The sequence below is a fragment of the Bradyrhizobium sp. Kon69 genome (assembly GCF_055807515.1).
The window spans coordinates 181,976-200,904 of sequence record NZ_JBVVOS010000007.1; the positions used below are offsets into that span (position 1 = coordinate 181,976).

The window sequence follows — 18,929 nt, forward strand, 5'->3', positions numbered from 1 at the left end:
TTCGCCTTATTTTACGGCGGTCTTTTCGAACTGCCGCAGCATCGTGTTGCCGCGCTCGACCGCGGAATCCAGAGCCTGCTTGGCGGTCTTCTTGCCGGCCAGCGCCTGCTCGATCTCTTCCGACCAGACGTCACGCAGCTGCACCATGTTGCCGAGGCGCAGACCGCGCGAATTCTCGGTCGGCTCCTTGTTGGTCAACTCGAGCAGCGGGGTCTCGAGATAGGGCTGATCCTTGTAGAAGCCCTCTTCCTTGGCCTTGGCGTAGGCCGCCTTGGTGATCGGCAGGTAGCCCGAGGCCTTGTGGATATAGACCTGGCGGTCGGTGTCCGAGAGGAAGGTCAGGAACTTTGCGACGCCCTTGTATTCCTCGGCCGACTTGCCGCCCATCACCCACAGCGAAGCGCCGCCGATGATCGAGTTCTGCGGTGCGCCCTTGATATCAGGATAATACGGCATCGGCACGGCGGTGAAGGCGAACTTGGCCTGCGCCTTGACGTTGCCGAAGAACGCCGACGAGGTCAGGTAGATCGGGCACTCGCCGGAGGTGAAGCGACCCTCGCCGGTATTGGTGCGGCCGGCGTAATCATACGTCTTGGTCTTCTGCAGCTCGACCAGGGTTTCGAGGTGCTTGACCTGAAGCGGTCCATTGAACTCGAGCACGGTGTCGAAGCCGTCGAGGCCGTTGGCCTTGCTGGCGAGCGGCACGTTGTGCCAGGCCGAGAGCTGCTCGAGGTTGACCCAGGTGACCCAGGAGCCGGAGAAACCGCAGGTGTCGTGACCGGCAGCCTTCAGCTTCTTGGCGGCCTCGAACGTCTCGGGCCAGGTCTTCGGGATCTCGACATTCGCCTTCTTCAGCTCGTCGAGGTTGACCCACATCACGGTCGAGGACGAGTTGAAGGGGAATGAGAGCATCTCGCCCTTCGACGTCGAATAGTAGCCGGTGATGGCGGGCAGGTAGATCTTGGGGTCGAACTTCTCGCCGGCGTCGGCCATCAGCTTGTAGACGGGCTTCACGGCGCCGGTCGCGGCCATCATGGTCGCGGTGCCGACTTCGAACACCTGCATGATGTGCGGGGCGTTGCCGGCGCGGAACGCCGCGATGCCGGCGTTCATCGTATCGGGATAGTTGCCCTTGTAGGTCGGGATCACCTTGTAGTCGCTCTGCGACGCGTTGAAATCGGTGGCGAGCTTGACGATGACGTCGTTGTTGGCGCCGGTCATCGCGTGCCACCACTGGATTTCGGTCGCGGCCAAGGCCGGCGAGGCCGATAGTCCAACCGTGAGCGCAATAGCGGCAGCCGCTCCAAAGTGTCTAAGAGCCATCAAGTAAACCTCCCTTGGCCGTTCTCTTGGGCCGTCAAAAATGATCGCTTGCGCTAGCAGCGCCATATGACGTTCACATGACTGTGTAAGCGGCCGAAACGAAAGCGGCAAGCGCGGGAAAAGGGAAGCTGTCAAATAGGCGAATGCCGCGCGCGCAGCGTCCTCCGTTCGCGATGCACAGAGCGCCCGCGCCGCAGTGCGGCATTGCCGTCGGATGTGGAAGGCGTGGGTCCTAGCGCTTGCGCTCGGGTCCGCAGACCGTGCCCTGCGCGACCATCGCGTCGATCTCGGACCTGGAGTAGCCGAATTCGCCCAGCACCTCGGCCGCATGCTGGCTGAATTTCGGCGGCAGGCGCCGCAGGCTCGGCTTGCTGCGATCGAGCCGGATCGGGGATGCCACGCCCTTGTACCAATCCTTCTCGATGATATCGCCGCGCGCGATCGTATGCGGGTTGGTCAACGCCTGGTCGATCTTCTGTACGGGCCCTGCGGGCAGGCCGGCGGCGAGCAGGCGATTGCACAGCGGCTCGGCCTCGTGCTGGCTGAACACGGCGGCGAGCTCGGCGCGCAGCGCTTCGCGATTGGCGATGCGGTCCTTGTTGCGGGCAAAGCGCGGATCGGTGCCGAGCTCGGGCTTGCCGATCTCCTTGGCGAGCTTGCGGAAGGTGCCGTCATTGCCGACGCCGATGAAGATGTCGTCGGTCTTGGTCGGGAAGATCGCATAGGGCACGAGGTTGGGATGCTCGTTGCCGGTGAGCGCCGGCGGCTTGCCATGCATGAAATAATTCGCGGTGTGCGGATGCATGATGGCGAGACCGGTCTCGTACAGCGTGGTCTCCAGGAACTGGCCCTGGCCCGAGCGCTGCCGCTCCGAGAGCGCCATCAGGATGCCGATCGCCGCATAGAGGCCGGTGCCGATGTCGACCAGCGGCACGCCGATGCGCATCGGTCCGCTCTCGGGCGAGCCGGTCGCCGCGATCATGCCGGTCATGGCCTGGATGATGGCGTCATAGCCGGGATTGCCGCCGCGCGGGCCGTCGGCGCCGAAGCCGCAGATCCGGCAATGCACGAGGCGCGGAAATTTTTCCCGCAAGCTCTCGTTGCCGATGCCCCATTTCTCCAGCGTGCCCGGCTTGAAGTTCTCGATCAGGACGTCGGCGCTCTCCAGCATCTTGAGCAGCACGGCCCGGCCGCCCTCGGAGGCGAGGTCGAGGCCGATCGAGCGCTTGTTGCGGTTGATGCCGATGAAATAGGCCGCGTCCTCCTCGTGGAAGGGAGGGCCCCAGTCGCGCACCTCGTCGCCTGCGGGCGGCTCGACCTTGATCACGTCGGCGCCGTGGTCGGCGAGGATCTGGGTGCAATAGGGACCGCCGAGCACGCGCGTGAGATCGATCACGCGCAGGCCGCTCATTGCGCCCGTGGCGACTCCAGAACTGGCGGCTTCAGTCATGCCTTCGCGTCCCCTGTGTCGATGTGATCACAGGCCTAACGAGGTTCGTCCGAGCCGGCAATGGCTTCCCGCGTAGGGCGTCATGCAGGCCGCTCGCCGCAATCCCGCGGGATGGCAAATCAAACGGAAGCGGCCGGCCCGAGGGGATCCCGCGCCAGCCGCTTCAGCTACCCGATCAGACGACCGTCAGGCGAACGTCGACATTGCCGCGCGTCGCGTTGGAATACGGGCACACCTGATGCGCCTTCTCGACCAGCGCCTCGGCTTCCGCGCGGGCGAGGCCCGGCAGCGAGACGGCGAGGTCGATGTCGAGACCGAAGCCGCCGGCCGCGCGCGGGCCGATGCCGACGGTCGAGGTCACGGAGGCGTCGGCCGGAACCTTGGGGCCGCCCTGCGAGGACACGAACTTCATCGCGCCGATGAAGCAGGCGGCATAGCCCGCCGCAAACAGCTGCTCGGGATTGTTGCCGGCACCGCCGCCGCCGCCGAGTTCCTTCGGCGTGGTGAGCTTGACGTCGAGTGCGCCATCGAGGGTCGCAGCATGGCCGTCGCGGCCGCCGGTGGCCTTTGCGCTGGTCTTGTAAAGGACGTTCACTGACATTTTCGTCTCTCTGTGTTTCCGGGTAGGGTGCCATCCTTATCGCAAACAATTAGATTGTGCGCAATTGAAATTATGAGGTCTCACATTTAATTGTTCGCAATTGAATATGCCGCCGGCCGGCCCCAGAATGGAGCAAGTCCTGTGAGATTCTCCATGCCCCGGAAACATTCGGCAGCGGACGCGCCGCTGCGCCTCGACAACCAGATCTGCTTCGCGGTCTATTCGGCCGCGCATGCCTTCAACCGCGTCTACAAGCCGCTGCTGGACCGGCTCGGCCTGACCTATCCGCAATATCTGGTGATGCTGGTGCTGTGGGAGCGCGACGACGTGCCGGTGAAGAGCATCGGCGAAAAGCTGCACCTGGATTCGGGCACGCTGACACCGCTGCTCAAGCGGCTCGAGGCGGCCCATCTCGTCAAGCGCACGCGCTCGAGCGAGGACGAACGCCAGGTGCTGATCGCGTTGACCCCGCAGGGCCACGCCCTGAAGGACAAGGCCCGCGCCGTGCCGCAATCGATCCTGGCGGCGTCGGATTGTTCAGTCTCGGAACTGGTCGCGATGAAGGACGAGATTGTGGCGTTGCGCGATCGGCTGAATGCGGTGATCGGGGAGTAGGGTTAGAGGTGCTTCTTCGCGAAAGCGCGACCCGAGCCAGATTTCAGGTATCGCTCGAAGGCGACAGCGCGTGCCGCGTCATCAAACGCGAAATAGGTCCGAATTCGCCAAGGCCCGTACTTCGACGTGTGTGGCACCTCGCCGGCGTTATGTTTTGCCAAACGGGCTCGTAAGTCGTCGGTGATGCCAACGTAGAAGTGCTCGGAATCAAGGCTTTCGAGGATATAGACGTACTTCATTCCGCTTCCTCCTTGAAGGCAGGATAGCAGTTCCCGGGCGCCATAAGGTGCTTGCCTCGTCCGCCGTCGCCCTTCGGGCTATGGCGGGACAGCCTTCGCTCACTTCGCTACGAGGGACTTCCCGGGCTTGCCCAGCCGAAGCTCGCGAAGCGAGCGAAGGCTGGTGGAGCCAGGCGGGATCGAACCGCCGACCTCTTGCATGCCATGCAAGCGCTCTCCCAGCTGAGCTATGGCCCCTTAACCGTCCGACGCGCCTTGGGCGACGCGTCGGGAAAGACCCAGAACCACAGTTCTGGAATTATCTCAAGTCTCTTCGTCACCGCCGACATCACCAATGATGTCGGTCACGTCCTCATCGCCTTCTTCGTCGTCGGCGATAAAGGTCGAATCGTCGTCGTCATCGTCCTCGATGGTCTCATCGACTTCGATGTCGTCCTCGGATTCGGGCACGACGGCCTTGACCTTGCCGGTGTTCTCCTCGGCATCGGCCTCCTCGAGCGAGACCTCCTCGACCTCCGCCGGCTCCGGCGTGGCGTCGGCGGCAGCGGCTGCGTGGCGAGCTTCGGCGCCGCGGGGTGCGCGAGCCGGCGCGATGGGCGCGATCGGCACGACTTCACCGGTATAGGGCGAGATCACCGGATTCTTGTTGAGGTCATAGAACTTTTTGCCCGTGGTCGGGCAAATACGTTTAGTTCCGAGTTCGGACTTGGCCACGGCAGAGGAATCCTGGAAATGTCTGAAAAGCGGTGCTTCACTTGGCTAGTTGGCGGCCCGCTGTCAATAGCGCATTGCGGGAGAACGACATGCCCGTGACGGCGGGGAGACCATGTGGTACCTGCCCCGCGAGCCCCACGGGACGTTTCGGGCCTATCCAAGGACACAAACTTGACCGATTCCGACAAGCCGACGCCGCTCCAGTCGCGCGCCAGCGGTCCCCTGACCGGGAAAGTACGGGTGCCCGGAGACAAGTCGATCTCCCATCGTGCCCTGATTCTCGGGGCGCTCGCGGTCGGAGAGACGCGGATTTCGGGCCTCCTGGAGGGCGAGGACGTCCTTAACACCGCCAAATCCATGCAGGCACTTGGGGCCAGGGTCGAGCGCACCGGAGATTTCGCCTGGAAGGTGAACGGCGTGGGTGTCGCGGGCTTCGCGGAGCCCAAAGCGCCGCTGGATTTCGGCAACTCCGGCACCGGCTGCCGGCTCGTCATGGGCGCCGTCGCGGGCTGCCCGATCTCTGCGATTTTCGACGGCGATGCCTCGCTGCGCACCCGGCCCATGCGCCGGATTCTGGACCCGCTGGAAAAGATGGGTGCGAAGGTCGTCGCCGGCGGCGAGGGCGGCCGTCTGCCGCTGACCGTCCAGGGTGCGCGCGATCCGCTGCCGATCACCTACAAGACGCCGGTGGCCTCGGCTCAGATCAAATCCGCCGTGCTGCTCGCGGGCCTGGCCGCGCCGGGCACCACCACCGTGATCGAGACTGAGGCCAGTCGCGACCACACCGAGCTGATGCTCAAGCATTTCGGCGCCGAGATCAGCTCGGTGCGGGAAGGTCAGCACGGCCGTCGTGTCACGCTCGTGGGGCAGCCTGAGCTACATGGCGCCAACGTCATCGTGCCCGCCGATCCCTCATCGGCGGCGTTCCCCATCGTTGCCGCGCTGATCGTCGAAGGCTCCGACCTCGTCCTGTCCGATGTCATGACCAATCCGCTGCGGACCGGTCTTTTCACCACGCTGCGCGAAATGGGTGCCTCGATCGAGGAAAGTGAAGTTCGCGGCGACGCCGGCGAGCCGATGGCAAAGCTGCGCGTACGCGCCTCGAAACTGCGCGGTGTCGAGGTGCCGCCGGAGCGCGCACCGTCGATGATCGACGAATATCTGGTGCTGGCGGTGGCGGCCGCCTTTGCCGAGGGCACGACCATCATGCGCGGCCTCCAGGAGCTGCGCGTCAAGGAATCCGACCGTCTCGAAGCCACTGCCGCCATGCTCCGCGTCAACGGCGTCAAGGTCGAGGTCTCCGGCGACGATTTGATCGTCGAAGGCCGCGGCCACGTTCCCGGCGGCGGCGTCGTGGCCACCCACATGGATCATCGCATTGCGATGTCCGCGCTGGTGATGGGCTGCGCGTCGGACCAGCCGGTGACCGTCGACGACACCGCCTTCATCGCCACCAGTTTTCCGGATTTCATTCCGATGATGTGTTCGCTTGGGGCCGATTTTTCATGATCATCGCCATCGACGGGCCCGCGGCGTCGGGCAAGGGCACGCTCGGCAAGCGTCTTGCCCACCATTACGGCTACCGTCATCTTGATACCGGCGTGATCTATCGCGCGGTGGCCTATTCCCTGATGCAGTCCGGTCATGATCTCCGGGACGAGGCGGCGGCGGTCGCTGCGGCGCTGGAACTCGATCCTGAAAAGTTCGGCAATCCCGCCCTGAAGACCCAGAAGGCCGGCGAGGGCGCCTCCATCGTCTCGGCGATCCCCAGGGTGCGCGAGGCCCTGGTCAGTTTTCAGCGGCAATTCGCCGCCGATCCGCCCGGCGCCGTGCTCGACGGCCGGGATATTGGAACGGTGATCTGCCCCCATGCCGACGTGAAGATCTTCGTCGTGGCCGACCCCAAGGTCCGCGCCCGCCGCCGGACCATGGAGGCCAAGGCGCGGGGCGAGGAGGCCGACGAGGCGGCCGTGCTCGCCGACATCATCCAGCGCGACGAACGCGACAAGAACCGGGCGATCGCGCCCCTGAAGCCGGCCGCGGATGCTTACTTGCTAGATAACTCCCAACTGGATATAGAAGGCGGCGTCCGGGCCGCCATCGACATTATCGAGGCCGTCCGAGCGGGCCGGTCGCGGGGTTAAGCCGCTGCCGTCATTGGAGGAAGCGCCCGCTCCCGCTCTTTGAGGTCGATACTCTCGGTCCCTGCTTGGGGCCGACGCGATCCAGGTTCCGGACAAAAGATTTCCACGTATCGAACGCGCGGGCCTCAGCCGGCCCGCTTCCGCTGTTCCGCCCCCCAGGTCGGAGCAGCGAGCGGTCGCTCGAAGGTTCTGCGGACCTTCCGACACTGCGCGTACGATGCGCCCAAGAACCCAACGGCCGGCACGACATCCGCAACTGGAGAACAAATGGCTTCGACTTCTGCTGATACCTATAGCCCGTCGCGCGACGATTTCGCCGCGATGCTCGACGAGTCCTTCGCAGGCGGCAACCTGCAGGAAAGCTCAGTCATCAAGGGCAAGGTTGTTGCAATCGAAAAGGACATGGCCGTCATCGACGTCGGCCTGAAGACCGAGGGCCGCGTTGCCCTGCGCGAATTTTCCGGCCCCGGCCGCGACAGCGAGCTCAAGGTCGGCGACGAGGTGGAAGTGTTCCTCGACCGGATCGAGAACGCCCTCGGCGAAGCCGTGCTGTCGCGCGACAAGGCGCGCCGCGAAGAGAGCTGGGGCAAGCTCGAGAAGGCCTTCCAGAACAACGAGAAGGTCAACGGCGTCATCTTCAACCAGGTCAAGGGCGGCTTCACTGTCGACCTCGACGGTGCCGTGGCCTTCCTGCCGCGTTCGCAGGTCGACATCCGTCCGATCCGCGACGTTGCGCCGCTGATGAACAACTCGCAGCCGTTCCAGATCCTCAAGATGGACCGTCGCCGCGGCAACATCGTCGTGTCGCGCCGCACGGTTCTCGAAGAGACCCGCGCCGAGCAGCGTCAGGAGCTGGTGCAGAACCTCGAAGAGGGTCAGGTCATCGACGGCGTGGTCAAGAACATCACCGATTACGGTGCGTTCGTTGATCTCGGCGGCATCGACGGTCTGCTGCACGTCACCGATATCGCGTGGCGCCGCGTCAACCATCCGACCGAGGTGCTCTCGATCGGCCAGACCGTGAAGGTCAAGATCATCAAGATCAACCACGAGACGCACCGCATCTCGCTGGGCATGAAGCAGCTGTTGGACGATCCGTGGCAGGGCATCGAAGCCAAGTACCCGCTGGGTGCCCGCTTCACCGGTCGCGTCACCAACATCACCGACTACGGCGCGTTCGTCGAACTCGAGCCGGGCATCGAAGGCCTGATCCACGTCTCCGAGATGTCGTGGACCAAGAAGAACATGCACCCCGGCAAGATCGTTTCGACCTCGCAGGAAGTCGAAGTGCAGGTGCTGGAAGTCGATTCCGTCAAGCGCCGCATCTCGCTCGGCCTCAAGCAGACCATGCGCAACCCGTGGGAGGTCTTCGTCGAAGGTCACCCGACCGGTTCGACGGTCGAGGGCGAAGTCAAGAACAAGACCGAGTTCGGTCTGTTCCTGGGCCTCGAGGGCGACGTCGACGGCATGGTCCATCTCTCAGACCTCGACTGGAAGCAGCCGGGCGAGCAGGTGATCGACAACTACAAGAAGGGCGACATGGTGAAGGCCGTGGTGCTCGATGTGGACGTCGAGAAGGAGCGCATTTCTCTTGGAATCAAGCAGCTCGAAGGCGACCCCTTCGCCGAGCCGGGCGATGTCAAGAAGGGCGCGGTCGTGACCTGCGAAGTGATCGAAGTGAAGGAGAGCGGCATCGAGGTGAAGATCACCGGGACCGACTTCACCACGTTCGTGAAGCGCTCGGAGCTCGCCCGTGACCGCAACGATCAGCGCGCCGAACGCTTCGCCGTCGGCGAGAAGGTCGATGCCCGCGTGATCCAGTTCGACAAGAAGGCCCGCAAGGTCCAGGTGTCGATCAAGGCGCTCGAAGTCGCCGAAGAGAAGGAAGCCATCGCGCAGTACGGCTCCTCCGATTCGGGAGCGACGCTCGGCGACATCCTCGGCACCGCGCTCAAGAACCGCGACACCAAGTAAGCGAAACGCAGGTTTCGCTGCATCAAAGCCCCGGCGCGAGCCGGGGCTTTTTTGTTGTCGAGGTCGTAGCCTGGATGGAGCGAAGCGAAATCCGGGATTCGTGCGGCCGGCGGGATTCTCCCGGATTGCGCTTCGCTCCATCCGGGCTACCGCCTCCAATCGGGCTACGCGGCAGCCGGCCTTGTTTTCTTCTAATTGCGCCGCAATTGATGTATCGAGATAAGCCAATGCTGACGCTGCGACGGCGCAACGCGCTTGGCCTTTCATTTGGAGATATTGAGATGTCGCTCGATTCGGACATCATCGTCGATCGCCGCAGGATCCGCCGCAAGCTGACGTTCTGGCGCGTATTGGCCGCGCTGATCGCGATCGCGGCGATCGCAGGCTTCGCGCTGGTCGCGACGCCGGGTGCGCGCGGCACGTTCGCGTCCGCCGGCTCGATCGCGCGGGTCCAGATCGACGGCCTGATCCGGAGCGATTCCGATCGCACGCAGGCGCTGGAACGGCTGGAGAATTCGCAGGCTGCCGCCGTCATCGTTCACGTCAATTCGCCGGGCGGCACCACCGCCGGCTCCGAGCAGCTCTATGATTCGCTTATGAGTCTGAAGGCAAAGAAGCCGCTCGTCGTGGTCGTCGAAGGCCTCGCCGCCTCCGGCGGCTACATCACCGCGATCGCCAGCGATCACATCATCGCCCAGCAGAGCTCGCTGGTCGGCTCGATCGGCGTGCTGTTCCAATTTCCGAACGTCTCGGAGCTGTTGAAGACCGTCGGCGTCAAGGTCGAGGAGGTAAAATCCACGCCGCTGAAGGCCGCGCCCAACGGTTTCGAGCCGACCAGCCCCGAGGCACGGGCGGCGCTCGATGCGCTGGTGAAGGATTCCTATGCCTGGTTCAAGGGATTGGTGAAGGAACGGCGTGGCATGGATGACACGCAGCTCGAGAAAGTGGTTGATGGCCGTGTCTTCACCGGACGCCAGGCCATCGATCTCAAGCTGATCGATCAGATCGGCGACGAGAAGACCGCGGTGACCTGGCTGGTCGAGCAGAAGGGCGTCAAGAAGGGGCTCTCCGTGCGCGATTACAAGCTGCAGCCGCGCTTCAGCGATCTGCCGTTCCTCAAGGCGGCGGCCGCAGTGACGCTGGAAGCACTGGGTTTAGGCTCGATTGCGCATCAAATCGCGCAAACCGGGGTCGTGCAGGCGGTCGATCGGCTCGGAATGGATGGGATGCTGGCTTTGTGGCAGCCGGCGGCGTCGAACTGACCGGAACCGGGCGAGCCCCAGAGGTTTTTCCCGTTCGGCGCGTGCAGGGCCAGCCCGCTTTTTCGGCATTTGTCACGTATTTTCACGACGCTCAACCTTCATTTAGCGTCTTGACAGATCACGGTATTTTCACGGAAATGGTCGTCCGCACGCTCCCGGGTCCTATCTCTCGATGATCAAATCCGAACTTGTTCAGCGTATCGCCGAGCACAACCCGCATCTGTACCAGCGGGATGTCGAGAACATTGTGAATGCGATTCTCGAAGAGATCGTAGCGGCTCTCGCGCGCGGTGACCGCGTCGAGTTGCGCGGCTTCGGTGCCTTCTCGGTCAAGCATCGCCCTGCACGCGCAGGGCGCAATCCGCGCACCGGCGCCCATGTGCCTGTCGATCAGAAGAGCGTTCCGTTCTTCAAGACCGGCAAGGAAATGCGCGAACGGTTGAATCGCGACCATCCGGATCCAGGCGCGCCAGACTGAGGTCCACCTCAGGGTTTCCCGCGGTCGCCAGCGATGCGGCCGCAAGCTTGATTCAAGGCGAGCGAGCCGAGATGCGAAAATTCCTGACCGCGCTGGTCGTGATTCCGCTGGGCCTGGTCCTGATGGTCTTTGCCGTCGCCAACCGGCATTTCGTCACGGTCTCGTTCGATCCCTTCGTTTCCAACGACCCGTCATTCTCGGTCACGCTGCCGCTGTTCCTGCTCCTGATCGTGGTGGCTGCGCTCGGGGTGGTCGCGGGTGGTTGTGCCGTCTGGTTGGGCCAGCGGCACTGGCGGCGTGCGGCGCGCCGGCATGACGCGGATGCCCGGGCCGCACGAGGCGAGCTGGCCGATCTGCGGGCCCAGTCTGCCGCAGCCAGGCCCGAGGCCCAGCGCCTCCCCGTTCCCTCCGGTGTGGGGCTTTACGGGCCCGTCGGGCGAGACAAGCAGCGCGCGACGTTGTAGAAGCGGCCGCAACCGAAAAGCCTGTTTTCCGGCCGCGGACCCGCGGCCTCCATTTGCTTTGAGCCCATATCCGTCGAGAACATGTCCCTGCTCGTCAAAATCTGCGGCCTGTCCACGCCCGAGACGCTCGAAACGGCGCTCGATGCGGGTGCCGACATGGTGGGGTTCGTGTTCTTCCCGCCGTCGCCGCGACATTTGTCGCTGGAAGCCGGCCGGGAGCTCGGCCGGCAGGTGAAGCGGCGCGCGCTCAAGGTCGCGCTCACCGTCGATGCCGCCGACGCCACGCTCGACAACATCATGGACGCGCTGTCGCCGGACATTTTCCAGCTTCATGGCACGGAGAGCGTGGCCCGGCTGCGCGACATCAGGCAACGGTTCGGTCGTCCGGTGATGAAGGTCGTGCCGGTCGCAACGTCGGCCGATCTCGCCGTGCTGCCCGGTTACGCGGAGGTTGCCGAACGCATCCTGTTCGACGCGCGCGCACCGAAGGACGCAACGCGGCCGGGCGGCCTCGGTGCACCGTTCGATTGGCATCTGCTCGGAAACCTGGAGCTGAAGGTGCCGTATATGGTCTCGGGCGGCCTCAGCGCCGACAACGTCGCCGAGGCCGTTCGCGTCACCCGCGCCGGTGGCGTCGACGTCTCCTCCGGTGTCGAGAGCGCCCCGGGCGTGAAGGACCCCGAGATGATCAAGGCCTTCATTCGCGCTGCGCGCGCAAGCCAAGATGCAAGTCAAGAATTGAGCGTCCGATGAATGTTGTAAAACCCAATTCCTATCGCAGCGGCCCCGACGAGCGCGGCCATTTCGGCATTTTCGGCGGACGCTTCGTTGCCGAAACCCTGATGCCGCTGATCCTCGATCTGGAGAAAGCCTACACCGAGGCCAAGGCCGACCCGGCCTTCCAGACCGAGATGAACGGCTATCTCAAGAATTATGTCGGTCGGCCCTCGCCGCTCTATTTAGCCGAGCGTCTGACCGAGCATCTCGGCGGCGCGAAAATCTACCTCAAGCGCGAAGAGCTCAACCACACCGGCTCGCACAAGGTGAACAATGTGCTCGGCCAGATCATGCTGGCGCGGCGCATGGGCAAGAAGCGCATCATCGCCGAGACCGGCGCCGGCCAGCACGGTGTTGCCACCGCGACGCTGTGTGCGCGCTTCGGCCTGGAATGCATCGTCTATATGGGCGCCGTCGACGTCGAGCGGCAACAGCCCAACGTCATCCGGATGGAGATGCTGGGCGCGACGGTCATTCCGGTGCAGTCGGGCACGCGCACGCTGAAGGATGCCATGAACGAGGCGCTGCGCGACTGGGTCACCAACGTGCACAACACGTTCTACTGCATCGGCACGGTCGCGGGTCCCCATCCCTATCCGACACTGGTGCGCGACTTCCAGTCGATCATCGGCAACGAGACCAAGGCGCAGATGCAGGAGATCGAAGGCCGCCTGCCGGACTCGCTGGTCGCCTGTATCGGCGGTGGCTCCAACGCGATGGGCCTGTTTCATCCGTTCCTCGACGATTCCACCGTCGAGATCTTCGGCGTCGAAGCTGCGGGCCACGGGCTGACGCAACTGCATGCGGCGTCGATCGCCGGCGGCCGTCCCGGCGTGCTGCACGGCAATCGCACCTATCTCCTGATGGACGCGGACGGCCAGATCCAGGACGCACATTCGATCTCCGCCGGCCTCGACTATCCCGGCATCGGCCCCGAGCACTCCTGGCTGCACGAGATCGGCCGCGTGAACTATCTCTCCGCGACCGACGACGAGGCCCTCGCGGCGTTCCAGTTGCTGTCAAAGCTGGAAGGTATCATCCCCGCGCTCGAGCCGGCACATGCCATCGCCAAGGTGATGGAGCTCGCGCCGAAGCGGACGAAGGATCACCTGATGGTCGTCAACCTCTCCGGCCGCGGCGACAAGGACGTCCCGCAGGTCGGCGACATCCTGAGGGGCAAGAGCAAGTGACCACGCGTATCGACACCCGTTTCGCCGAGCTGAAAAAACAGGGCCGCGCGGCCTTCGTTACCTATGTGATGGCCGGCGATCCCGATCCGGCGACGTCGCTCGAGATCGTCAAGGCGCTCTCGAAATCAGGCGCGGACGTCATCGAACTCGGCATTCCCTTCACCGATCCGATGGCGGACGGTCCGTCGATCCAGGCCGCCGGGCTCCGCGCGCTCAAGGTCGGCATGACACTGAAGAAGACGCTCGATCTGGTGCGCGGCTTCCGCAAGGACGACAACGTCACGCCGCTGGTGCTGATGGGCTATTACAATCCGATCTACATTTACGGCGTCGACAGGTTTTTGGCTGATGCCAAGACGGCCGGCGTTGACGGTCTGATTATCGTCGATTTGCCGCCAGAGGAAGACGAGGAGCTCTGCATTCCCGCGCTGAAGGCGGGCCTGAACTTCATTCGCCTCGCGACCCCGACCACCGACGACAAGCGCCTGCCCGCGGTGCTCGCTAACACATCAGGCTTTGTCTATTACGTCTCTATCGCCGGCATCACCGGTGCGGCAGCGGCGGATGCGAATGCCGTCGGTGAAGCTGTCGCGCGCATCAAGCGGCATACCAAGCTGCCGATCTGCGTTGGTTTTGGCATCCGCACACCGGAGGCGGCACGCGCCATTGCCGAGAAGGCCGATGGTTCGGTGGTCGGCACCGCGCTGGTCGATGCCCTCAAGAACAGCCTCGATGCGGACGGGCGCGCCACCGGTAAAACCGTCAATGCCGTCGCCGAGCTGACCGCGGCACTGGCCCAGGGCGTCAAAGGCGCGCAACAGGCGGCGGAATAGGCCATAATTCCGCTTCCAAGTCCGACGAGCAAGGCAGGCGACACGGCGGCTTGCCGGGCCGGGTCCCGGCCGCCATATATCCCTTCAGGTGGTCCCCAGGCGGGATCGCACATCGGAGCAAACCATGAACTGGCTTACCAATGTGGTCCGGCCGAAGATCCGCAACATGCTGCGGCGGGAGACGCCGGAGAATCTGTGGATCAAGTGCCCGGATTCCGGACAGCTCGTGTTCTACAAGGACGTCGAGGCCAACCAGTTCGTCATCCCCGGCTCGAACTATCACATGCGCATGAACGCAGTGGCGCGTCTGAAGTCGATTTTCGACAACGAGACCTGGTACGACGTCGCGCTGCCCGACGTCACGCCCGATCCGCTCAAGTTCCGTGACGAGAAGAAGTACGTCGATCGCATCAAGGATGCGCGCGCACGAACGAACCTCAATGATGCGATCAAGGTCGGCTACGGCAAGCTCGAAGGTGCCGCCGTCGTCGTCGCCGTGCAGGATTTCGACTTCATGGGCGGCTCGCTCGGCATGGCCGCGGGCGAAGCCATCGTGCGCGGGCTCGAACTTGCGGTCGAGAAGAAGTCACCCTTCATCGTGTTCGCCGCCTCAGGCGGCGCGCGGATGCAGGAAGGCATCTTGTCGCTGATGCAGATGCCGCGTACCACGGTCGCGGTGCAGATGCTGCGTGAGGCAAAACAGCCCTACATCGTCGTGCTGACCAACCCGACCACCGGCGGCGTCACCGCGTCTTACGCGATGCTCGGCGACGTGCAGATCGCCGAGCCCGGTGCGCTGATCGGTTTTGCCGGCGCGCGCGTGATCGAGCAGACCATTCGCGAAAAACTCCCCGAGGGTTTTCAACGCGCCGAATATCTCAAGGAGCACGGCATGATCGACATGGTCGTGCATCGCCACGAATTGCGTCCGACCCTGGCGCGGCTCTGCCGCCTGTTGACCAGGGCACCTGCGCTTGAGACCGCGTCAAAGCCGGTGCAGCCGGTCGTCAGTCCGGCGCAGATCGTATCGGCTCCCGAAACGGCGCCGGCCGCGCCGCACGCGTGAACGCTTCCTCTGACAGCGCAAAGCGGCCGCTCGACGAATTGATCGGGCGGCTGTCGGCCCTGCATCAGAAACGCATCGATCTCGGGTTGGAGCGGATGCACCGCCTGCTCGATCGGCTCGGTCATCCCGAGCGCAAGCTGCCGCCGGTGATCCACATCGCCGGTACGAACGGCAAGGGCTCGACGCTCGCTTATCTGCGCGCGACGCTGGAGGCCGCCGGCCTGCGCGTCCACGCCTACACATCGCCCTATCTCGTTCGCATCAACGAATGTTTCCGGCTCGGCCGCGTCGGGGGCGGCGTGCTCGTCAGCGACGACGAGTTGCGCGCGGCGCTGGAACAGGTCGAGCGTGTCAATGCCGGCGAGCCGGCCACCGTGTTCGAGCTCAAAACGGCGGCGGCGTTTCATCTGTTCGCGCAAAACCCGGCCGATGTGGTTCTGCTGGAGGTTGGCCTTGGCGGCCGGCTTGATTCAACCAACGTGGTCGATGCGCCGGCGGCCTGCGTGATCACGCCTGTCAGCATGGACCACATGGATTTCCTGGGCGACACCTTGACGTCGATCGCGGGGGAAAAGGCCGCGATCATCAAGCGTGGCGTGCCGGTCGTCTGCGCCGAGCAGCCGGCTGAGGCGATGGCCGTGATCGAGGCGCAGGCCAAGCGCATGCGCGCGCCGTTATTTGCCGCGGGCGAGAGCTGGCATGTCAATGTCGAGCACGGGCGGCTGGTTTATTCCGATGAGCGCGGCTTGATGGATCTCACCGCGCCGCGCCTGTTCGGCCGCCACCAGTTCGACAATGCCGGTCTCGCCATCGCGACGTTGCGGGCCACCAACGCCTTCAAGATCAACCAGGCGGCGTTCGAGGCCGGGATCGTCGGTGCGGAATGGCCGGCACGGATGCAGCGCATTGCGTCTGGAGAGCTGCTCGCTTGGGGACCGCAGGGATCGGAGATCTGGCTCGACGGCGGCCATAATGCGGAAGGCGGCCGCGTTGCGGCGGCCGCGCTCGGCGATCTCGAAGAACGGGTGTCGCGGCCGCTGGTCGTGATCGCCGGCATGATGGCCAACAAGGACGCGCAGGGTTTTCTCGCCAATTTCGCCGGTCTGACCCGCCATATCATCGCGGTGCCGATTCCCGACACCGACAATGCCATGCCGGTCGACCGCCTCACGGATGCCGCCCGCAGCCTCGGCATGCGCGTCGAGCCCGCGCCCGGTGTCGAGGCCGCACTGCGCGCCTTGGCGAAGCTCGCCTACGAAGTGCCGCCGCGCATCCTGATCACCGGCTCGCTCTATCTCGCAGGCCACGTACTCGCCATCAACGGCACGCCTCCTGCATAGAGGTTGGGTAGCCCGGATGGAGCGAAGTGCAATCCGGGATTGTACCAAAAGCGACAAAGGCCCCGGATTACGCTTCGCTCCATCCGGGCTACAGGAAGACCCATGCGTTTTGCCGTGATTGCCGACGTCCACGGAAACTACCTCGCGCTGGAAGCTGTGCTCGCCGACATCCGCGCGCAGGGCGTCTCCGACATCGTCAATCTCGGCGATATGCTCAGCGGCCCGCTTGATGCGCGCCGCACGATCGAGATGCTGATGAAGCTCGACGCCGTGCACGTGCTCGGCAATCATGACCGCTATCTGCTCGACCGTCCGCCGGAGAAGATGGGCTCGTGGGATCGCCCGGCCCATGCCGCGCTCGATGCCGCGCAACTGGATTGGCTGCGCGCGCAGCCGATGACGCGCGTGTTTCGCGAGCAGGTTTTCATGTGTCATGCGACGCCCGACAATGACGAAGTCTATTGGCTCGAAACCGTGCATCCCGACGGCGCGGTGGCGCTGTCGCCGCTCGACCGCATCGAGCAGTTTGCGCAAGGCATCGCGCAATCGCTGATCCTGTGCGCCCACACCCATCTCGCCCGTGCGGTGCGACTTCGCGATGGAAGGCTGATCGTCAATCCCGGCAGCGTCGGCGGCCCGGGCTTTCGTGACAAGCATCCATTCCCGCATGTCGTCGAGGCCGGCACGCCGGACGCGCGCTATGCGATTCTCGAGCTAACCGATGGTGCCTGGCAGGTCACGTTCCGCCATGTCGTCTACGATCACGAGGCGATGGCTGCGCTCGCTCGCCGCAACGGCCAGCCGGAGTTGGCGAACGCGCTGGCGACGGGATGGATCGGATAGTGGTCGGTTCGTAGCCCGGATGGAGCGCAGCGTAATCCGGGAATCGCACCACAAATGACGACCGCCCCGGATTACGCTGCGCTCCATCCGGGCTACCGGCTACGGTTGTTTCAACAGCTTCATCGGATCGGCGACCTTCTGCTTCAACTGCTCAAAGCTGCATTGCCGCGGCGCCTTGTCGGGGCGCCAGCGCAGGATCGAGGTGCCGTGGCGAAAGCGCTCGCCGCTGAAATGGTCATAGCAGACCTCGATCACGAGCTTCGGCTTGAGCGGACACCACTTCGCAGACCGCTCGGTGGACCAGCGGCTCGGCCCACCCGGCGCGTTGCCGGTGAAGCCGGGCTCGCCGATCAGCGTCTCCAGCCGATCGGTCAGATCGGGCTTTTCCGTCGCCTTGATCGCCGAGGTAAAACCGACATGGTGCAGGAGACCTTCGTCATCATAGAGTCCGAGCAGCAGCGACCCCACCACCTTGCGGCCGGCGATCTTGTTGGTGGCGTAGCGGAAGCCGCCAACCACGCAATCGGCGCTGCGGAATTTCTTGATCTTCTGCATGCCGTCGCGATTTCCCGCCTGGTAGGGCAGGTCAACGCGCTTGGCGATGACGCCGTCCGAGCCGCCGCCGGATTGCGCCAGCCATTTTTTCGCGATGGCGTAGCTCGTGGTCGCCGGTGAGAGGCGGAAGAGGCTGCCTGTCAGATTGGCTTTGGCAAACGCTTCCAGCGCCGGCCGTCGTTCGCTCAGCGGCTGCTCGGCAAGCTGTTTCTCCCTGGTCGTCGCAAGCAGATCGAAGGCGAGATACAGCGCTGGCGTTTCCTGCGAGAGCTTCTTCACACGGCTCGCCGCCGGGTGAATCCGTTGCAGCAGCGCGTCGAAGGAAAACCCCTTGCCGTGTAGCACGACGATCTCGCCGTCCAGCGTGAAACGATCCGCCCTCAGCTTCAGCGCCGCGGCGACGATCTCGGGGAAATAACGCGCGAGGTCTTCGCCGGATTTCGAGCGCAGATCAATGCTGCCGCCGTTGCGCGACAGCAGACAGCGGAAGCCATCCCATTTCGGCTCGTATTGCCACTCCTTGCCGCGCGGGATCGCGTCGACCGAGCGCGCCTCCATCGCCACGAGGGGGGCCGACTTTCGGGCGCGCTTTGCGGGAGGAGGAGGCAACAGGCGGGACTCATCAAACGCTGGACTGTCCCATCAACGCGAAACGGCCGACTTTCGCCGGCCGTTTCCAAAAATATTCTTGTGCGCGGCGGATCAGACCGCGGAGGTGATCCACTGCTGCAGCTTCGCCTTCGGTGCCGCGCCGACCTGGCGGGAAGCCATCTCGCCGCCCTTGAAGATCATCAGGGTCGGGATCGACATCACGCCGTATTTCGACGCCGTCTTCGGGCTCTCGTCGACGTTGAGCTTCACGATCTTGACCTTGTCGCCCATCGCGCCGGCGATCTCGTCGAGCGCGGGTGCGATCATGCGGCAGGGGCCGCACCATTCGGCCCAGAAATCGACGACCACGGGGCCGTTTGCCTTGAGCACTTCGGCTTCGAAATCGGTGTCAGAAACCTTACCAACGGCCATGGGAGTACCTCGTACCTGAGAGAAGGGCGCGACGGGAA

Annotated in this window: 20 protein-coding genes and 1 tRNA gene; 13 read left to right on the top strand and 8 right to left on the bottom strand. The window is 64.2% G+C overall.

The features are described from left to right. Positions 1–6 precede the first annotated feature (6 nt). From ugpB to AC0L3U_RS12165, 3 genes are all read right to left on the bottom strand, one after another. Positions 7–1,323, bottom strand: a complete 1,317-nt coding sequence (gene ugpB, locus AC0L3U_RS12155; protein WP_473361906.1) for a sn-glycerol-3-phosphate ABC transporter substrate-binding protein UgpB — start codon at positions 1,321–1,323, stop codon at positions 7–9. Positions 1,324–1,555: 232 nt separating this feature from the next. Then, on the bottom strand, positions 1,556–2,773 hold the full coding sequence (locus tag AC0L3U_RS12160) for a CaiB/BaiF CoA transferase family protein (RefSeq protein ID WP_473361907.1): 1,218 nt from the start codon (positions 2,771–2,773) through the stop codon (positions 1,556–1,558). 175 nt (positions 2,774–2,948) lie between these two features. Then, a complete protein-coding gene (locus tag AC0L3U_RS12165; RefSeq protein ID WP_007598424.1) occupies positions 2,949–3,374 on the bottom strand; it encodes an organic hydroperoxide resistance protein in 426 nt (141 codons plus the stop codon). A 153-nt stretch (positions 3,375–3,527) separates the two neighbouring features. On the opposite strand from AC0L3U_RS12165, the gene AC0L3U_RS12170 reads away from it, so the two are divergent. Next, a complete protein-coding gene (locus AC0L3U_RS12170) occupies positions 3,528–3,989 on the top strand; it encodes a MarR family winged helix-turn-helix transcriptional regulator (protein ID WP_275168854.1) in 462 nt (153 codons plus the stop codon). A 2-nt stretch (positions 3,990–3,991) separates the two neighbouring features. On the opposite strand, the gene AC0L3U_RS12175 is transcribed toward AC0L3U_RS12170, so the two are convergent. The 3 genes from AC0L3U_RS12175 to AC0L3U_RS12185 all read right to left on the bottom strand — a co-directional run bounded on the left by AC0L3U_RS12175 (position 3,992) and on the right by AC0L3U_RS12185 (position 4,942). Beyond that, positions 3,992–4,228, bottom strand: a complete 237-nt coding sequence (locus AC0L3U_RS12175) for a GIY-YIG nuclease family protein (RefSeq protein ID WP_473361908.1) — start codon at positions 4,226–4,228, stop codon at positions 3,992–3,994. Positions 4,229–4,389: 161 nt separating this feature from the next. Beyond that, a tRNA-Ala gene (locus AC0L3U_RS12180) sits at positions 4,390–4,465 on the bottom strand. A gap of 66 nt (positions 4,466–4,531) precedes the next feature. Beyond that, positions 4,532–4,942, bottom strand: coding sequence for a TIGR02300 family protein (locus AC0L3U_RS12185; RefSeq protein WP_007598417.1), 411 nt, complete (start codon positions 4,940–4,942; stop codon positions 4,532–4,534). A 171-nt stretch (positions 4,943–5,113) separates the two neighbouring features. On the opposite strand from AC0L3U_RS12185, the gene aroA reads away from it, so the two are divergent. The 12 genes from aroA (at position 5,114) to AC0L3U_RS12245 (ending at position 17,313) form a co-directional block, all read left to right on the top strand. Next, a complete protein-coding gene (gene aroA, locus AC0L3U_RS12190; RefSeq protein ID WP_473361909.1) occupies positions 5,114–6,451 on the top strand; it encodes a 3-phosphoshikimate 1-carboxyvinyltransferase in 1,338 nt (445 codons plus the stop codon). Then, positions 6,448–7,086, top strand: coding sequence for a (d)CMP kinase (cmk, locus tag AC0L3U_RS12195; protein WP_027514724.1), 639 nt, complete (start codon positions 6,448–6,450; stop codon positions 7,084–7,086). Before aroA ends, cmk begins: the two co-directional genes overlap by 4 nt. Positions 7,087–7,353: 267 nt before the next feature. Then, a complete protein-coding gene (rpsA, locus tag AC0L3U_RS12200; RefSeq protein ID WP_027566167.1) occupies positions 7,354–9,060 on the top strand; it encodes a 30S ribosomal protein S1 in 1,707 nt (568 codons plus the stop codon). Between the two features lie 281 nt (positions 9,061–9,341). Then, positions 9,342–10,322, top strand: a complete 981-nt coding sequence (gene sppA, locus AC0L3U_RS12205; protein WP_473288280.1) for a signal peptide peptidase SppA — start codon at positions 9,342–9,344, stop codon at positions 10,320–10,322. Positions 10,323–10,494: 172 nt separating this feature from the next. Next, a complete protein-coding gene (locus AC0L3U_RS12210) occupies positions 10,495–10,800 on the top strand; it encodes an integration host factor subunit beta (RefSeq protein ID WP_007598410.1) in 306 nt (101 codons plus the stop codon). A gap of 71 nt (positions 10,801–10,871) precedes the next feature. Further along, positions 10,872–11,264 (top strand): lipopolysaccharide assembly protein LapA domain-containing protein, encoded by a 393-nt coding sequence (locus AC0L3U_RS12215; RefSeq protein ID WP_473345881.1) that lies wholly within the window; start codon positions 10,872–10,874, stop codon positions 11,262–11,264. A gap of 81 nt (positions 11,265–11,345) precedes the next feature. Further along, complete coding sequence (locus AC0L3U_RS12220; RefSeq protein ID WP_473361910.1) at positions 11,346–12,017, top strand: phosphoribosylanthranilate isomerase; 672 nt, start codon at positions 11,346–11,348, stop codon at positions 12,015–12,017. Continuing rightward, on the top strand, positions 12,014–13,231 hold the full coding sequence (gene trpB / locus AC0L3U_RS12225) for a tryptophan synthase subunit beta (RefSeq protein WP_473361911.1): 1,218 nt from the start codon (positions 12,014–12,016) through the stop codon (positions 13,229–13,231). The genes AC0L3U_RS12220 and trpB overlap by 4 nt, the downstream gene beginning before the upstream one ends. Beyond that, complete coding sequence (gene trpA / locus AC0L3U_RS12230) at positions 13,228–14,064, top strand: tryptophan synthase subunit alpha (protein WP_473361912.1); 837 nt, start codon at positions 13,228–13,230, stop codon at positions 14,062–14,064. The genes trpB and trpA overlap by 4 nt, the downstream gene beginning before the upstream one ends. A 124-nt stretch (positions 14,065–14,188) precedes the next feature. Further along, complete coding sequence (accD, locus tag AC0L3U_RS12235; RefSeq protein ID WP_018455765.1) at positions 14,189–15,130, top strand: acetyl-CoA carboxylase, carboxyltransferase subunit beta; 942 nt, start codon at positions 14,189–14,191, stop codon at positions 15,128–15,130. Then, positions 15,127–16,470: a bifunctional folylpolyglutamate synthase/dihydrofolate synthase gene (locus tag AC0L3U_RS12240; protein ID WP_473361913.1), complete on the top strand. Its 1,344-nt coding sequence runs from the start codon at positions 15,127–15,129 to the stop codon at positions 16,468–16,470. The genes accD and AC0L3U_RS12240 overlap by 4 nt, the downstream gene beginning before the upstream one ends. 102 nt (positions 16,471–16,572) lie before the next feature. Further along, complete coding sequence (locus AC0L3U_RS12245) at positions 16,573–17,313, top strand: metallophosphoesterase family protein (RefSeq protein WP_473361914.1); 741 nt, start codon at positions 16,573–16,575, stop codon at positions 17,311–17,313. Positions 17,314–17,412: 99 nt separating this feature from the next. Here AC0L3U_RS12245 and AC0L3U_RS12250 read toward each other — a convergent pair whose 3' ends face one another. Continuing rightward, positions 17,413–18,477, bottom strand: coding sequence for an ATP-dependent DNA ligase (locus AC0L3U_RS12250; RefSeq protein ID WP_473361915.1), 1,065 nt, complete (start codon positions 18,475–18,477; stop codon positions 17,413–17,415). A 93-nt stretch (positions 18,478–18,570) separates the two neighbouring features. Next, positions 18,571–18,891, bottom strand: coding sequence for a thioredoxin (trxA, locus tag AC0L3U_RS12255; protein WP_007598398.1), 321 nt, complete (start codon positions 18,889–18,891; stop codon positions 18,571–18,573). Positions 18,892–18,929 lie beyond the last annotated feature (38 nt).

What these genes read in the sequence shown, in the direction of transcription:
- ugpB (WP_473361906.1), bottom strand. Translation starts at nt 1,323, where the DNA reads ATGGCTCTTAGACACTTTGGAGCGGCTGCCGCTATTGCGCTCACGGTT.
- AC0L3U_RS12160 (WP_473361907.1), bottom strand. Translation starts at nt 2,773, where the DNA reads ATGACTGAAGCCGCCAGTTCTGGAGTCGCCACGGGCGCAATGAGCGGC.
- AC0L3U_RS12165 (WP_007598424.1), bottom strand. Translation starts at nt 3,374, where the DNA reads ATGTCAGTGAACGTCCTTTACAAGACCAGCGCAAAGGCCACCGGCGGC.
- AC0L3U_RS12170 (WP_275168854.1), top strand. Translation starts at nt 3,528, where the DNA reads ATGCCCCGGAAACATTCGGCAGCGGACGCGCCGCTGCGCCTCGACAAC.
- AC0L3U_RS12175 (WP_473361908.1), bottom strand. Translation starts at nt 4,228, where the DNA reads ATGAAGTACGTCTATATCCTCGAAAGCCTTGATTCCGAGCACTTCTAC.
- cmk (WP_027514724.1), top strand. Translation starts at nt 6,448, where the DNA reads ATGATCATCGCCATCGACGGGCCCGCGGCGTCGGGCAAGGGCACGCTC.
- rpsA (WP_027566167.1), top strand. Translation starts at nt 7,354, where the DNA reads ATGGCTTCGACTTCTGCTGATACCTATAGCCCGTCGCGCGACGATTTC.
- sppA (WP_473288280.1), top strand. Translation starts at nt 9,342, where the DNA reads ATGTCGCTCGATTCGGACATCATCGTCGATCGCCGCAGGATCCGCCGC.
- AC0L3U_RS12210 (WP_007598410.1), top strand. Translation starts at nt 10,495, where the DNA reads ATGATCAAATCCGAACTTGTTCAGCGTATCGCCGAGCACAACCCGCAT.
- AC0L3U_RS12215 (WP_473345881.1), top strand. Translation starts at nt 10,872, where the DNA reads ATGCGAAAATTCCTGACCGCGCTGGTCGTGATTCCGCTGGGCCTGGTC.
- AC0L3U_RS12220 (WP_473361910.1), top strand. Translation starts at nt 11,346, where the DNA reads ATGTCCCTGCTCGTCAAAATCTGCGGCCTGTCCACGCCCGAGACGCTC.
- trpB (WP_473361911.1), top strand. Translation starts at nt 12,014, where the DNA reads ATGAATGTTGTAAAACCCAATTCCTATCGCAGCGGCCCCGACGAGCGC.
- accD (WP_018455765.1), top strand. Translation starts at nt 14,189, where the DNA reads ATGAACTGGCTTACCAATGTGGTCCGGCCGAAGATCCGCAACATGCTG.
- AC0L3U_RS12245 (WP_473361914.1), top strand. Translation starts at nt 16,573, where the DNA reads ATGCGTTTTGCCGTGATTGCCGACGTCCACGGAAACTACCTCGCGCTG.
- trxA (WP_007598398.1), bottom strand. Translation starts at nt 18,891, where the DNA reads ATGGCCGTTGGTAAGGTTTCTGACACCGATTTCGAAGCCGAAGTGCTC.